The sequence below is a fragment of the bacterium genome, assembly GCA_008933615.1.
Taxonomy (GTDB): Bacteria; CLD3; CLD3; order SB21; family SB21; genus SB21.
This window is the reverse complement of record WBUR01000003.1, coordinates 29290-45564: the sequence shown is the minus strand read 5'-3', so window position 1 is coordinate 45564 and position 16275 is coordinate 29290. Positions and strand designations below refer to the sequence as shown.

Genomic DNA, 16275 nt, shown 5'->3' with positions numbered 1-16275 from the left:
GGTTTATACATATTGTTTATCACGGTAATAACTTATCAAAGTTCTAACATAGAATCAAATATACGGTTATTTAAACTTACCTTGCATTCTGTTTTTCACAAATATTATCTAGTTTTCAGGGATTTAACGGCCTTAAGAAAACCGCCGTCTGGAATCCGAGTTTGTAAATAATATTAGCGAAAAACTTGTTTGAGCCCTCGCAAGAGGGCGAGTTTGTTTTTCGCAACCAAATTTGCAACTCGGATTCAGGTGGTTTTCTTACAGCCTTGATTTTTCTTTGGTTACTTTCTTTGCATCAAAGCAAAGAAAGTAACACATTCATCCTGTTATAGGTACTATAAATTTTTTTATGACTAATGCAGATCGATTAAAGATCGTATTCCTTCCCTACCTCAGGACATATTATCTCCATCTTTGGCTGATCCTCCCGAACCTTCTCCACTGTCCAAGCCAAAGCTTCTTCGTTTCCCGCGTGTACCAGAACGAGTTTAGACGGATTTAAAGTTTGTACCATCTGTAATATCTCCGTCCTGTTGGAATGGCCACTGAAGTGAATGCGTTCCACTCGGCAATTTCGATCAACTGATTCCTGTATTCCCGACAAAGTGATCTTTGAGTTACGTTTACTTTCCAATACCACCCGTGACGGTGAATCTTCACTCGTATACCCAACAAAACATATCGTATGACGCGCTTCACGCATCATTTTATACGCAAGCCAATACGACGGTGTGTTTTCGATCATCATACCGGAACTGGCGATGATCACCGACGGACGCTTGACCCACAGTCCCTCCTTGAGCAGGTCGCGCGAATCAATCACGGAAAATTCCATGTCATCAAAAAAGAAATCATCGTCGATGCGGCAGGCGTGTTCGCTTGTCAGATCATAGATTCTGGAAACCGCTCTGCCTAGGCCCGAAACGAAAATATCAACATCCGGTATGAGTTTTCTCTTTTTGAGGTTATTGACCAGCCATAACATTTCCTGAGTTTTACCCAGCGCAAAGGCGGGAATCAAAACCGATCCGCGTTTATTAAAAGTTTCGTTCAGTATTTTTGTGAATTTGCTGATCTCGTTCTTACGTTTGATCGTTTCCGTTTCTTCGTTGGCTCCCATCGTGCATTCTGCAATCAGAATGTCTATAGGCTTTTTTGGATAATGGGCGCCCTGAATCAGGAATTGATTCGACGCGCAAATATCACCGGTGAAAAAGACCCTCCCCTGCTTGGCATGAATATAAAGGCTCCCCGCGCCGAGTGTATGGCCCGCATGATGCCAACTGCAGTCAATTCCATCGAGCGGATTGTTGTGCCCGAAGAGTTTAAACACTTTTTCAAATTTCATTCCCTGAATAATAAACGATATGATATCTACATCGTCATGCGTATAGAGCGGATATTCAGTTATATTTTTCTCATGCTTAAGAATATTCATGACAGAAACTGCATTATGCAAAAGTGTGGTATACAGAAAACTCGACACATAACTCATGTACACCCGGGCATGTGGAAAATTCCTGATAGCAAGAGGTAATGAGCCCACGTGGTCATGGTGGCAATGCGAAACAAATACTGCATCCACAATCTTGTTTTGGATGAGATCAAATCGCGGCATACTTCCTATTCCGTCCAGATGAGGATCCAGGCCGGTATCCAGAAGTAATCCCATGCCGTCAATTTCCAGATAGTGGGAATTTGCGCCGATGAATTTTCCGCCGCCGATGGATAGAAATTTCATGTGTGATTAATTGAAAGAGGTGATCTACTGATAAATAAAATGTGGTTAGAATAACGATAAGCGTAGTTCTCTCGATAAAAATTCCAATATTTTCAAACCGCCGATGCTGTTTCCTTTTCCATCCAGCGCCGGGCCAAATACCGAAATCGACATCTTCCCCGGCACAATGGCCACAATTCCGCCGCCAACGCCGCTTTTTCCTGGCAATCCGACCGTGCAGGCAAATTCCCCCGACGCATCATACAATCCGCACATCGCCATCAGGGCGTGAACCCATTTTACATTTTCCGGATCCGTTACTTTTTTATGACTGATCGGATCGGTTCCGCCGCCCGCGAAAAAAAGCGACAATCGTGACAATTGCGCGCAGGTCATTTCGATCGAGCATTGCTGAAAATAAGCATCCACAGCGGCTTCAACTTCTCCGTCGATCATACCGAAGTGTTTCATAAAATAACCTACGGCGCGATTGCGGTGGCTGGTTTCGAACTCCGAGCGATATATTTCCTGATTTATTTTGTAGTCTGATTCGTCTACAATATTATTCAAAAATTGTATCAAGCCGGCCGATTTTTCCTGCGCTGAATTGCCGGCCATCAGTCCCGTGATTGCAATAGCGCCCGCATTGATCAATGGGTTGCGCGGTTTGCCTGATTCGTATTCTAACTGCACCAGTGAATAAAATGGATTGCCGCTGGGCTCAACGCCGACTTTTTCCAGAACTTTCTCTTTGCCTCGTTCATTCAGAACATAAATCAGCGATAAAATTTTTGAAATACTTTGAATGGAAAACGGCTCGTCTGTATCGCCTGCGCTGTGTTGTTTCCCATCCATAGTTGTGATAGAAACACCAAGATGCTGCGGGTTTGCGCGGAGTAATGCAGGAATATAATCAGCTAATTTACCCTGCTCTAAAAAAGGCTTCGCATAACGGATTGCTTGTTCCAATAACTGTTGCATGGATTTTTGTAAATGGAGGCAGGAAAAAATCGAACCGGATTTAAATGACTTGTTAAAAATCACCAGCCAACGAAAACGCGAAAGAGATTATTTTCTTTTACCGGCATTTTCCTGTATGCGGTTTGAATTTTTTCTGTGTTATTATGTGTGTTCTGTGGGCAAACAGCCAAAACACATGACTAATTGAAATGATACATAACTTTCTCGATGAGCAGGTGCACACGGCTGTTGCTGTCAACGGCTTCGGGTAAAACTTTTACGATCGTGGCGCGGTACAACACCCCTTTTTGTATTTCTTGGTACATGATCTCGGAAAGTTCCCGCTTTAGATAACCAATCATTTTCCCTTCGTTGGTTTTGACCGATACGGCATACATATCGTGCTGATTGTGCGGCTCAGGTATCAATACGACGCGCGTTCCTTCCGGCAGATCGTAAACATTAAAATCATAATGCCGCACGCCGACAACCCGCGTGAAAAAATCGTCTTCGTTCAAATAAAATTTCTTTAGCTCATTTTCCAGAGCCAGTTTGATCGTCTGATCATGTTCATTTAAAGTATTAAAGCCGTTCTGCAGTTCTTCCTGTGAATCCCGTTCGCCAAAATCAGATCCCTCTTCTTCCTCAGATTCTTCGTCTTCGCTTTCCTCGTAAGGTTCCATGGAATCGCTATACCGGTCTTGCATACGCAGTTCTTCCTCCTGCAGAAATTTGTCAACGCTTTCGAGGTCCATTTTGCCGAGAAACCAAATGAGATTAAAATCGATAAAATCATTCGGATCGCGGTCAAAACTCATTAACTGATATTCAGCCAGTATGTTCACTTTCAGTTTGTCAGGGATCGCGCGCGTGAGAACCTCACGCAGCGGGATCATCGCGATGACGCCTGTGTCAATCATCATGTCGAGTTTGTGAATACCCGGATAAATAGCGCCTTTATAAAACAAATATATGATTTCGAACGATTCGATGATCTCCTCAGACAGGTCGGCAATGATGATATTAGGCGGTAATTCTCTGTATTCAAGAACGACCACTTCAAGAAAGGATTGCGTATCCAGTTTGATCGTCATGTTGGCGATCGTCTCAAAATCCTCAATATGAATGGATTGCCGGCTGTTAAATTTCTGTGTGTTCTTGACGTCCTGCTTGTTAAAGAAAGACATTTCCGTCAGCAGAACCTGCGAATATTCGGTTTGAGCAAAAGAAGCAAAAATATTACGATGGGGAGTTCCGTCCACACGCGAATTGGTGTAGAAATGAACCATATAATAACGGACAATGGGAAGTCTAAGCTGCGGCAGCGTATGCCTCATTCATTACTCCAAATAGTGACGGTGTTACTAAAAGATACCATCAGGTTTAAAGCAATGCAAGAAATTTATTTTTCTCCGGCGGCTTTCCGTTCTTCATACTCCAAAATGATCTTGTGCGCGATCTCATGCGGCAGTTCCGCATAATGCGAAAATTTTTTTCTGAATCCGCCGCGCCCGCTGGTCATGGAACGCAGGACGGTCGCGTATTTTTGAATTTCAGCTAATGGCACCGTTGCCTTTACAATCTGGAAATGGCCGTCCGCTTCCATACCTTGAATTTGCCCTCGTCGCCCGGAAAGATCGCCCATGATGGCGCCCATATACTCTTCAGGAATTTTCACCTCGAGTTCATAAATCGGTTCCAACATAATAGGATGAGCTTCTCTAAAACCTTTCCGGAAAGCTTGAGCGCCTGCTATCTTGAAGGATAGTTCGTCTGAATCCACGTCGTGGTACGAGCCGTCAAACAGCGTGACTTGAACGTCGATCACCGGATACCCCGCGATAACGCCGTTTACGAGAGCATCGTGAACGCCCTTTTCCACCGCCGGAATGAATCGTCCGGGCACAACGCCGCCGACGATATCATTCACAAATTCAAATCCTGTTCCTCTGGGCTTCGGATCTATTTTTAGATGGACATGTCCGTATTGACCACGGCCGCCGGATTGTTTTTTATGCTTGAATTCTGCGTCTTTAACGTGGCCGCGAATGGTTTCTTTAAAAGGAATGCGCGCATCGACCAAATCGACTTCCACGCCAAACCGATCTTTTAGTCGCTGGGTAATAATGGTTAAATGCATTTCGCCCTGTCCGCTGACAATACTCTGCAGAGTTTCGACGTCGTACGTATAGTGAAATGCGGGATCTTCTTCGTGAATGGCGTGCAAACCCGTGCTGATCTTCGTTTCATCGGCTTTACCGCGCGGCACGATAGCAAACGTGATGATCGGATCCGGAAAATTGATCTCCTCGTACCTTACTAATTTGTTTTTGTCGCTCAGTGAATTGTTGGTGTGAGTGTCTTTCATTTTCACCAGGGCTGCAATATCGCCTGCGCTGACCTGTCCTACATCCAGTCGTTCCTTTCCGTTCAGAAGAAACACTTGACCGATTCGTTCCATCACATTGCGGGTGGAATTCATTACGTCATCGCCGGTCTTAACCGTTCCGGAATATACGCGAAACAACGACATTTCACCGACATGCGGTTCGCTGATCGTTTTGAATACGAATGCTGAGAACGGAGCATCCGTTTTACATTCGCGGGTTTGTGATGCGCCATTGGGCCCGAGGCCCTTGGCAACCGGCATATCAACGGGTGACGGCCCGTAATCGACAATAAAATCAAGAAGTGGCTTAATGCCTACGGAATTAATGCCGTCCGTGCAGAAAACAGGAATGATTTTTCTTGCTAAAATACCTTCGCGCAGACCTGTTTTGAATTCCTCATCCGTAAGGGTACCCGTTGCAAAATAGTCTTCCATGAATTTTTCTTCGCTCTCGGCGGCATCTTCGATCAGAATTTCATGCATTTTGCTCATACGCTCTTTGAATTCCGCGGGTACGTCAAGCGCTTCGTAATTACCGGATTTGTCGAGTTCGAATTTGAGTAATTGAGTTTTGATCGTGTCAAATATTTTGTTAAAGTCCGGCCGCCCTTCGCCAACCGGGAATCCGATTTCAACAAAATGACGCTCGCCTCCAAATCGCTCGACGATCACATCAAACGTCTTATCGAAATTTGAATTTTCTTTGTCCAGTTCATTTACAACGAACATCACCGGAATATTGTATTCTGCGGCATAGTCCCAGGCCACCTCCGTTCCCACGTCAAGCAAAGCCGTTGCTCTGACAGGAATGATCACCATGTCCGCTACTCTCATCGCGCCTTTCACTTCGCCTCTAAAATCGGCATAACCCGGGGTATCCAGAATATTGATCTTGTGCCCGTTCCATTCGCAATGCATCAAAGAGGTATTAATGGAAAATTTTCTTTCAATCTCATCTGCATTATAATCGCTGGCGGTGCTTCCTTCATCCACTGTTCCAAATCGTTTTTTGGTTCCGGTTACAAAAAGTATCGATTCGGCTAACGTCGTTTTTCCGGTGCCGCCGTGTGAAGCAAGACAAATATTTCGGATCTTGTCGGGTGTAAACGTTTTCATATTGAATCTCCGTATAAGATATTATGTAGATTGAAATCGACGCTTGTAAATGAAAGGCAGGATGTTTACTGCATGTAGATTTCTCAGAATAACTATGAAAATCTATACAAGCTTTTGCTAAAAATCAATAACCTATTTTCTGCTTTTTCTTTATAAAAGCAGAAAATACTCCCCACAAACCCGTGCCGAATAACATCGAAGCAACTGATAATAAAATGAACGCCGTATAGGTCGGAACAATTCGTAATTGCGAGAAAGAGGGGTTTTGCGGATCGTAATGTACGGTAATTATTTTGCCTACGGGATTGTGAACAACATTCGTTGACGCAACGTTTAGTCGGTTGGCTTTAGTTCCAAATCCCGGGACGCCCATATCGGTTGTTCCGGTATATGTTTCACCGCTGACCGTATATTCATAAATAATTTCCGGATGAAATGCTCTTCGTCCTTCGACCCGCGACGAAGTTATTTTTGCTTCGACGGTCGGCCATTCTCTCATCTCGAGAAATTGATCAATGCCGCGGCTTTCCATAATGATGATTGCGGCTCCAATCCCTGCCATGAAAACAAAAACCAATTTGACCCACGCCTTTAGCGCCCATTCGATATTAATTCTTTTTGTGATGACAGATACGATCACAGCAAGAACCGTAACGAAGGATATAATGACAATATTTACATTCAAAACAAATCTTTCAGCTTAGGTTTATTGCTATTTCCCTTTGAAATCCGCTTTCCTTTTTTCGATAAACGCTTTCGTTCCTTCTTTCATATCATCTGTCGAGAAAACGAGACCGAATAAGTTCGCCTCAAAATTCAACCCTTCGGCTAAAGTCATTTCCATGCCGCTTTGCACCGCCTCCAGCGTCAGCTTCACCGCCACGGGCGCTTTGGAGGCGATCGTGTTCAATACTTTTTCGCAGGTTAAAATCAGTTCTTCTTTTTTTGTAATTTTATTTGCCAACCCGATTCGATACGCTTCTTCAGCGGAGATCATGTCGCCCGTGCAGAGAAGTTCGATCGCGCGCCCTTTACCAACTAGTCTCGGCAGACGCTGCGTGCCGCCGTTTCCTGCGATCAGCCCGAGATTGACTTCGGGCTGGCCGAACTTTGCACTCTCCGAAGCAACGCGCATGTGGCACGCCATGGTAAGTTCACACCCGCCGCCCAGCGCAAAGCCGTTCACCGCCGCGATCACCGGTTTGCTCATGCGTTCGATATAACACAGAACAACCTCGCTGCGTAGAGCAAACTCTTTTGCCGTGACCGGTGTCTGCACAGCCAGTTCCGTAATATCCGCGCCCGCAACAAACGCTTTTTCACCGCTACCGGTTAGGATGACTCCGACTACGCCTTGATCTTCATTCGCTTTGATGAATGCGTCGTGTAATTCGTTGAACGTCTCCGAATTAAGCGCATTTAATTTATCCGGGCGGTTGATCGTGATATAGGCGATCTTGTTTTTGATTTCGAATAGGATGTTTTTGTAAGACATAATCTGACTCCCCTGAATTATTAATGTAACATTTGAATGTCTAATTTTTGGTTAATGAAAATGTGACAATGTTTTGTATTAATTCTTCAAACTCCATCCCATTCGCCCTGGCCGCTTTAGGCACGAGGCTGGTCTCGGTCATGCCCGGCAAGGTATTGACTTCAAGACAGTATAGTTCGTTATTCTCGCTCAATCGAAAATCGACTCTGGCGTACGCTTTACATCCCAATCCTTCAAAAGCCTTCACGGCAAAACTCTTTGCGTTTTCAGAAATGGCCTTTGTAACATCCGCAGGACAAACATAGCTGGTTTTGCCTTTGGTATATTTATGTTCGTAATCATAAAATCCGCCTTCAGGAATGATTTCAATTACCGGCAAAGCCTGATCGCCGAGAACTGCAACGGTCAGTTCGCGACCGGCTATATATTTTTCGACCAATACATGCCCGTAATGTATCGCTTTGTCCCACGCCGCGCCCAAGGCTTCTTCATCTTTCACAATACTCAAGCCAACGGTCGAGCCTTCCTCGTTAGGTTTTATAACGATCGGAAATTGAAATGCCGAGACGATGGCCTTGCGAACTATTGTCCACTCCGTACTTTTTTTAAAAAATAAAAACGGCGGTGTCGGTACGTCGCATGATTGAAATATATATTTAGATGTGACTTTATTCATCGCCAATGCGCTCGCCATCACGCCGGATCCGGTATAATTGATCTTCGCCGCTTCAAATATTGATTGGATAATCCCGTTCTCCCCAATGCCGCCGTGCAAGGCATTGAATACAATATCGATTTTCTTGGATAAAATAATTTCAACAAGATCAAATAGCGCTTTCCCTTGCTCTGCCGGAAGACGATCCAGTTCTGTTTGTTCCGGCGGCGTCACGCCAACTTGCGTGAAAGGTTGAAGCTTCTGGTTTTTTCCAAAAGCAGGATCGAGAAGAATGACATCATGGCCGCTCTGTTTCAACGCCTTGGCGATTGCCGTTCCAGAGGCAAGAGAAACATTGCGCTCGCTGGATGTCCCGCCTAAAATTACTGCGACGTTCATTTTAACTTTCGTAGGTAGATAAAAAATTAGTTCTCACCATTCGGCAAGAACTAACGGGTATCGCTTTCACAGTATTGCCGATTATAAAATAAGATGGAATAATCCTTTAACAACATCAGCGAGAATAGAAGGAATTACTCCCAGTAAAATCAATCCTGTACTCGTTATAAGGATGGTTGCCCAGGTACTTTTTGAAACATAAATATCTTCCAGTTCCTGCTCCGCATCGCTGAAATACATCTTAACCATAACGCCGAGATAGTAATACACCGAAATGACCGTCGTGATAACGGCGATGATCGTCAGCACCACATACCCCGCATCTACGGCTGCTGAAAAAACCTGGAATTTTCCGATGAAGCCGCCGGTCAACGGAAATCCTGCCATGGACAACATAGAGATGGACATGCTGACGGCTAATAGCGGATAACGAAATCCAAAGCCGGCAAAGTCGTCTACTTTGAGATTCTTACCCTCACGGCTTTCGAAAACATGGATGATCGTAAACGCAGTGATATTGGTCAGAGCATAAACCATCACATAATAGATAATGGATGCCGGCGCCGCGGTTGGATCGCTTGTCATTAGTACAGGCCCTGCGATGATCGCCATGATAATATACCCGGCATGCGAAATACTTGAAAACGCAAGCATACGTTTAATATCGGTTTGGATTAACGCCATAAGATTTCCGCCAACCATACTCAGAATACAAATCCAGAAAAGCACATTGGACCAATCCAAATGCAACCCGCCGAACGTATCTATGAAAACCCGTGCGAATGCTGCAAAGGCCGCGGCTTTTGGGCCGGTGGCGATGAAAGCCGTGATCGGCGCGGGAGATCCCTGATATACATCGGGCGACCACATGTGAAAAGGAACCAGCGCAACTTTAAATCCGAATCCGATCAGGAGCAAACCTAAACCGGCCATCATAAGCGGATCGCCGAGTAAATTGTTGGTCTGCAAATATTGCGCTATCCGCGCAAGATCAAAACTGCCGGTGGCGCCGTATGTCAGAGAAATTCCATATAGAAAAAATCCAGATGAAAATGCCCCGAGCAGGAAGTATTTCATTCCGGCCTCGAGCGATCGAATGCGTGCGCGATTCAAACTGATCATGACGTAGAGTCCTATGGACATGATCTCCAGACCGAGAAAAATCACCATGAGATTGAGGCTTGAAGCCATGACCAGCATACCCATGGTGGACATCAACGCTATCGAGAAGAATTCGCCGATCTTATGTTCATCCACATCGTCACGGGTGACGAGGCAGATCAGCGCGGAACTCATTAGAATGATTGCGGAGAATGCGTTTGTAAAATAATTAATAGTGATCATTCCGCTGAATGCCGTAATATTCATGTCCCAGGACATGAATACGCTGATCAGGGCCAGCATACATGTAAAAAAAGATATGTAACCTATCCATTTTCTCATACCATGCGCAAAAACGCCGAGCAGCAGAACGAGACACGCGCCGATGCACAGTATGATCTGAGGCAATATTGCCATCATGTTTGTATCGGGTATAATTATTTCCACAAGTCCTCCAAGAATTTAAGTTATTACAGATTTAAAATATTTACGCTCCGCGTAAAATAAGCACTTCATTTTCGTGCCGCTTGATCGTATACGCCCTGCACGTCGGGTTTTCGATCATCACCCTAGACAACGGTCGTGAGATCGTCTCTTCCATAGAGCGGTTTAATCCACGCGCGCCTTCGCGCCGTATGTCCAAATTTCTGACACATAATCCGACGACTTCATCGTCGATGTGAATGCGTATCTCTTTTTCTTCAAACCGTTTTATTATCATTTCTATTTTCTGGCGCGCGATAAGCTGCAACACGTTTTCATCAAGAGATTTAAAGAATATGGTTTCATCGACGCGGTTAAGAAATTCCGGTGTGAAATGTTTGCGCAGCGATTCCGTAATCGCTTCTTTGATCTCTGCGTTTTCATCGACGTTTCCACCGGTGAACCCGAGTTTGACCTTGCCGTAAATATGTTCCGCGCCGAGATTGGACGTCATGACGATCGTGGAGTGGGAAAAAGAAATAGTCTGCCCTTTTCCGTCTGTCATGCGCCCGTCGTCAAAAACCTGCAGGAAAGCTTCGTATATTTTCGGATGCGCTTTCTCAATTTCGTCCAGAAGAATCACTGCAGAAGGATCTTCACGAACGGCTTTGGTTAAACGCCCTTCGTCTTCGTACCCTACAAAACCCGGCGCCGTTCCGATTAATTTAGACAAAGCGTACTGGTCATTATATTCCGACATGTCAATTCGCACCAAACGTTTTTCGCTTCCCTCCAGCGCTTCCGCCAGGGCTTTGGCAAGTTCCGTTTTCCCAACGCCCGTCGGCCCTACAAACAGAAACACGCCGTCAGGACGGTCGGGATTAATATCCAGACCGCTTTTGGTCATGCGCACTACTTCCGCAACTTTAACTACTGCATCCTCCTGTCCGATTACACGCGAGCGCAGGCGGTCTTCCAAAGATGCCATCCCGCCCATGGCTTCAATTTGTATATTACTTTCCGGAATGCGCGTGACTTGAGACACGGCTTGAACGATATGCTTTTCACCAACGGCCAGTGTTTCCAAGCTGTTATGCGGGCGGGCCAGGCTTGCTTTAATAGCTGAGCGTTCAAGAATATCGCAGGCCTTGTCAGGAAAAAATCTGTTCTTAACGTATTTTTCTGACAGGTCCACGACGGTTCGCAGCATTCTCTCGCTGATAGTAACATGATAAAACGGCTCGAGTTTGCCCCGAAGCGATTCAATGATTTTCATCGTTTCGTCTTTGCCGGGCTCAAATACCGTAATGCGCGTGAAGCGCCGGTCAAAGGCGCCGCTCTTTGCAATGTTTTTCTGATATTCTTCATCCGTGGTCGCGCCGATTAATTTAAAATCCGGCTGGGTCATCAACGGTTTGAACATTTCATCAAGCCCGCCCGTTTCATGTGAACTGTATGAACCCGCTCCCATCATGGTGTGCAGCTCATCGATAAAAATGATCACTTTATTGGAGCGACAAAATTGCGCCAGCTGCATAAATTTTTGTTCAAGCGTTCCTACGTAACGCGTGCCGGCCACGACGGCAAATACTTCAAGTTCCAGTAATCGGTATTGCCTGAGAATATCGGGCACTTCTCCTTTGGCGAGAAGATGCGCCAAACCATTGACCAGCACGGTTTTACCGACACCGGGCTGGCCGACGATCAGCGGATTAGCCTTACTCCGGCGGCACAAGACCTCGATCAGTTCACGTAACTCCGTTTCCCGCCCAAATATATTATCGATCTTACCTTCGCCGGCCAATTGCGTCAGATCGCGAAGAAAATTAGGCATACCGGCAATGACCGATTCACCTAAAACACCCGTTGAAGTAGACGTACTTGTGTCTTGAGCCGCCTTTTCATGTGACGTCTGAGCGGACTGATAGTTCGGATCAATTTCAAAGAGCAAATCATCAAACCATTTATAATTCGGATCGAATTGCTTTCCGTCTTCCAGTGTCCTTTTGGCAATGTCGTCTTTACCTAATTTATGATAGGCCAGCGCGAGATAATAAAATCCGTACGAATTCTTACTTTCAATCGCAAACGATTTCGTTAATACATCGATCGCATCCTGGTATTTTTGAAGATCGCAGAAAACCCGCCCTAATTCACGCATGACACGCGCATTCTTCGGTTCAAGTTCAACGAATCGTTCAAAAGATTTAACCGCTTCTTCCATTCGTCCAAGGTTCATCAGGCTGTATCCATAGTAGTCGTAGACGAATGAATCGTTGACTTTGTTAGGATAGGTTTTTTCCACCAGCTCGCTGAGCTGTAAATCGTCCTTCAGATCGTAATATAGAATTTCAAAAATATGATGCATGGCCCAGTTAAAATAACTGACATCCGCTTTCTGGTACTCTTTCATTACCTCGATTGCTTTCTGCGAATTATTCAGTTTTCGGTACATTTCCTTAGTTTCATACGCGGCGTTGCTGTCTCTCGAATTAAGTTTTAGAATTTTCTCAAAATAGGTAAGCGCTTCAGCCCAATTGCCCTTTTCCTTGTACAGTTTTCCAAGGCTTCTTAAGCTTTCTATATTTTTTCCATCGATAGCGAGAGCTTTCTTATATTCGACCAGCGCCAAATCCGTTTTGTTTTCCCTCTGATATACATCTGCCAGTTTATTCAGCAAAACAGGTTGGTTGGGTTTTACGGTCAAAGCCTTCTTGTAACACTCCTCGGCTTTTTCAAAATGAAGTTTGGCGAGATACAGATTACCCATAGCATGGTAAATGGACACAGAATTTGGATAACTATTCTGAAGTTCGATATAATACGCCTCCACCTGGGCGACATCGACGGCGTCGTCGATGATGTTGTCAAAATCTTTTTCATACATATCGTTTAGAGCAATCGCATGCATATATTCTTTCGCTGAAGCAGTGTACTGATTTTGTTTATCAAATATATCGGCGAGCAGCGTGTGGTGTCTCGGTTCGTTAGGCGAAAGTTGAACGGCTTCCTGTCCGTATTTTACGGCTTTCTCGAGTATGCCGACCTCGCCATAACACTGCGCGGCACAGTGGTGATTCCACGGGTCTTGCGGGTTTATCTGAAGCGCTTTTTCGGAACAAATTAACGCCAATGCATCTTTATGCCGGTCATGAAGTGCAAATGCGATTTTCCTAAAATCGGCGTCATGCATATACGCTTTTTCAAATAATGTCTGAATGAGATACGACGCATCTTCGAAACGCTGTGCCTGCACTAATTTCAAGATCTGGTCAGACGTAACATCTAAGCCGTTGTCGATGACATCGCTATATAAGGAAATAAATTTTTTTATATCCGCAGCAAAAGTATAACGGCAAAACGGACAAACGCCCTGATCAAGTGTGGTCGTCTTTGCACAATTGGGGCAGAGTATGTGATGTTTTTCCGGCAATGCGTTGTCCTGTTTTATTTTAGAAACTGTTCAAGCGTATGAATGAACTTTTTATTCTGTTCAACGAACGGCAAATGACCGCTTTTTTCAAAAATATATTTTTTTGCCTGCGGAATGGAATCATGAATTTCCATTGCCTGCTTTACCGTTGCAATTCTGTCAGCGCGTCCTCCTAGAATGAGAGTTGGTATCCGCAGTGTTTTTAGTTGGTCCCTAAGATCGAGTTCCTTCATGGTGCCGTTGACTTGAAAATCAGGATCCGAACCAATAATCGCATAATACACATCTTCCGAAAAATCATCTTCAGCGCGTCTCAACGTCTGATAGGTTGCCAGATATTTCTTTCTTTTTGCAACGCTGAACCAATACAGATTAGTTATGTACGGATCGTATGCTTCACGCCACTCTTTTGTGTTGGATGTCATGCGCTGACGCAGACCCGTAAGTTTTTTCCACTCGCCCGGATAACTCTGCTGGATGTGGCGATTGCAGTTGTCAATATTGTCCTGCCATCCGTCGGCGCTGTGAAAGGTGTTACACAGTATAAGCCGCCCGACTTTGTCCGGATAAGTAAGAGCATAACTTTCTGCAACTATACCGCCGTACGAGTGGCCAAAGATATTAAGTTTAGAGTAGCCCAACTTGCTTCGCAGATTTTCAAGGTCTTCCACGTCCTTGTCTACACTGTAAGACCCGTTGGACGGTTTAGTCGAACGGCCGCGGCCGCGGGCGTCAAAATATATTATGGTATATTTTTTGGCTAGTTTATTGAAATACGGTTTAAAATAGGTGTGTGAATCTCCGGGCCCGCCGGCGATGAGAACCAAAGGTTCGCCATGCCCGTCACATTCATAATAAATTCTTACGCTGTCTGAAGACTCTATAAAACCCGAACGATCAGAAGCCGGCAATGGCGACGGAATGAACAAAAGCAGAATGAGCGTTGAACAATGGAGCCTGAAATTCACCACCATTTGAAAATCATTTAACTTGCAGATTGTTTACGTTTTTTTTCATTTCGTTGCCGGGGGACGTCGTCTTGGCATTTTCAATCGCAGTTTTGTACGACTTCAGATTTTTCTGCATCGTGGCTTCGGTTTTGTCGGTCAGTGTTTTAGGATATACGCCGAACCAGAAAATCAGCAGTACAAACGGGATCAGTAAGGCGTATTCACGCAGAGACAAATCTTTAAGTGACTTGTTCTTTTCGTTTTTGATTTCGCCGAACGCAATGCGCTGGTACATCCAAAGCAGATAAACGGCCCCGAGTATCACGCCCAGCATGGCGATCGTCGCGTAAAGTCTTGCGTGATCCAATGATGAATTGAATGAGCCGATCAAAACAAGAAATTCGCCTACAAATCCGTTCGTTCCCGGCAAGCCAAGAGACGATAAACATACGACCATGAATATCACTGAAAATACCGGCATGACTTTCCAAAGGCCTCCAAACTCCTCTATCAAACGCGTATGACGCCGGTCATACAATAAACCGACCATAAGGAAAAGCGCGCTGGTGGAAATACCGTGTCCGACCATGATCAACATGGCGCCCTGCCAAGACTGAATATTCATAGAATAAATGCCCAGCATTACAAACCCCAAATGGCTTACGGAGGAATAGGCGATTAATTTTTTCGCGTCGGGCTGCACCATGGCCACAAGCGCACCATAAATAATTCCGACCAGAGCAAGTACAATGATGACCGGAGTATATTGTTCCGATACTGCAGGGAAAAAAGAAATGCAGAATCGCATAAATCCGTAGGGCCCCATTTTAAGAAGAATAGCGGCAAGATCAACGGAGCCTGCCGTCGGCGCTTCCACGTGCGCGAGCGGAAGCCAGGTATGAAACGGAAACATCGGGACTTTGACCATGAACGCTAACGCGAATGCCCAGAATAAATAGACCTGCGTGTCGTAGGGCAATTGCAGCGCCATAAACGATTGAATTGCGAAGGAGTGGTTGGAAATAAGGGTTCCATCTACGACAACCGCGGCCGTTTGAAAATACATATAGATAATGGCAACAAGCATGAATAAACTGCCTGCCATCGTATATATGAAGAATGTTACGGCCGCCCGGATACGCTGTTCATGCCCCCAAATGCCAATGATCAGATACATCGGAACGAGCATCGCTTCCCAGAAAACATAGAACAAAAGCATGTCGCGCGCGCAGAAAACGCCGACCATTCCTGCGTCCAGCAGAAGCAGCGAGATCATAAATCCTTTGACATGAAAATGAACGCTTTTCCACGATGCGATCACGGCTAACGGCATGATAAAAGTCGTTAACAAAATAAGCAGCAGGCTGAGCCCGTCAACGCCGATAGAATAATATGCGCCCCAATTCGGTATCCAGTTCGCTATGTATGCAAATTGCATGTCCGGATTGGAAATATCGTATGCAAAATACATCGGCACAGAAAGTATAAACACGAGCGAAGCGACGCCGAGCGTAACGGTTTTTATGGTGTTCTCCTGGCTGCGCGGAATAAAAGCAAGCATCACCACGCCGGCGAGAGGAACAAATATCAATAACGATAAAACGATTGCACTGTAAGTTTCCATTAAAAAGCCT

The 16275-nt window shown here is 45.1% G+C and carries 11 protein-coding genes; all 11 read right to left on the bottom strand.

Annotation, left to right across the window (positions count from 1 at the left end):
• Positions 1–367: 367 nt before the first annotated feature.
• Entirely contained in the window at positions 368–1741 is a 1374-nt protein-coding gene (locus F9K33_01695; protein ID KAB2881210.1) for an MBL fold metallo-hydrolase, read from the bottom strand.
• 45 nt (positions 1742–1786) lie between these two features.
• Complete coding sequence (glsA, locus tag F9K33_01690) at positions 1787–2701, bottom strand: glutaminase A (protein ID KAB2881209.1); 915 nt, start codon at positions 2699–2701, stop codon at positions 1787–1789.
• A gap of 179 nt (positions 2702–2880) precedes the next feature.
• Positions 2881–4017 (bottom strand): hypothetical protein, encoded by a 1137-nt coding sequence (locus F9K33_01685; protein ID KAB2881208.1) that lies wholly within the window; start codon positions 4015–4017, stop codon positions 2881–2883.
• A 65-nt stretch (positions 4018–4082) separates the two neighbouring features.
• A complete protein-coding gene (gene fusA / locus F9K33_01680; GenBank protein KAB2881207.1) occupies positions 4083–6185 on the bottom strand; it encodes an elongation factor G in 2103 nt (700 codons plus the stop codon).
• Between the two features lie 124 nt (positions 6186–6309).
• A complete protein-coding gene (locus F9K33_01675) occupies positions 6310–6870 on the bottom strand; it encodes a DUF3592 domain-containing protein (GenBank protein ID KAB2881206.1) in 561 nt (186 codons plus the stop codon).
• A gap of 27 nt (positions 6871–6897) precedes the next feature.
• Positions 6898–7683 (bottom strand): hypothetical protein, encoded by a 786-nt coding sequence (locus F9K33_01670; protein ID KAB2881205.1) that lies wholly within the window; start codon positions 7681–7683, stop codon positions 6898–6900.
• A 37-nt stretch (positions 7684–7720) separates the two neighbouring features.
• Positions 7721–8734 carry a D-alanine--D-alanine ligase gene (locus tag F9K33_01665; protein ID KAB2881204.1) on the bottom strand — a complete coding sequence of 338 codons (1014 nt, stop codon included), beginning with the start codon at positions 8732–8734 and terminating at the stop codon, positions 7721–7723.
• Between the two features lie 81 nt (positions 8735–8815).
• Positions 8816–10282, bottom strand: a complete 1467-nt coding sequence (locus F9K33_01660; GenBank protein KAB2881203.1) for an NADH-quinone oxidoreductase subunit N — start codon at positions 10280–10282, stop codon at positions 8816–8818.
• A gap of 40 nt (positions 10283–10322) precedes the next feature.
• The gene (locus F9K33_01655) at positions 10323–13691 is read right to left on the bottom strand and encodes an AAA domain-containing protein (GenBank protein KAB2881202.1); all 3369 of its coding nucleotides are present in this window, start codon (positions 13689–13691) and stop codon (positions 10323–10325) included.
• A gap of 14 nt (positions 13692–13705) precedes the next feature.
• Positions 13706–14665: an alpha/beta fold hydrolase gene (locus F9K33_01650; GenBank protein KAB2881201.1), complete on the bottom strand. Its 960-nt coding sequence runs from the start codon at positions 14663–14665 to the stop codon at positions 13706–13708.
• A gap of 7 nt (positions 14666–14672) precedes the next feature.
• Complete coding sequence (locus F9K33_01645) at positions 14673–16265, bottom strand: NADH-quinone oxidoreductase subunit M (protein KAB2881200.1); 1593 nt, start codon at positions 16263–16265, stop codon at positions 14673–14675.
• Positions 16266–16275 lie beyond the last annotated feature (10 nt).

Bases quoted from the DNA above. Each gene is read 5' to 3' on its own strand.
- fusA (KAB2881207.1), bottom strand. From the start codon at position 6,185: ATGAAAACGTTTACACCCGACAAGATCCGAAATATTTGTCTTGCTTCA.
- F9K33_01695 (KAB2881210.1), bottom strand. From the start codon at position 1,741: ATGAAATTTCTATCCATCGGCGGCGGAAAATTCATCGGCGCAAATTCC.
- glsA (KAB2881209.1), bottom strand. From the start codon at position 2,701: ATGCAACAGTTATTGGAACAAGCAATCCGTTATGCGAAGCCTTTTTTA.
- F9K33_01650 (KAB2881201.1), bottom strand. From the start codon at position 14,665: ATGGTGGTGAATTTCAGGCTCCATTGTTCAACGCTCATTCTGCTTTTG.
- F9K33_01685 (KAB2881208.1), bottom strand. From the start codon at position 4,017: ATGAGGCATACGCTGCCGCAGCTTAGACTTCCCATTGTCCGTTATTAT.
- F9K33_01645 (KAB2881200.1), bottom strand. From the start codon at position 16,265: ATGGAAACTTACAGTGCAATCGTTTTATCGTTATTGATATTTGTTCCT.
- F9K33_01665 (KAB2881204.1), bottom strand. From the start codon at position 8,734: ATGAACGTCGCAGTAATTTTAGGCGGGACATCCAGCGAGCGCAATGTT.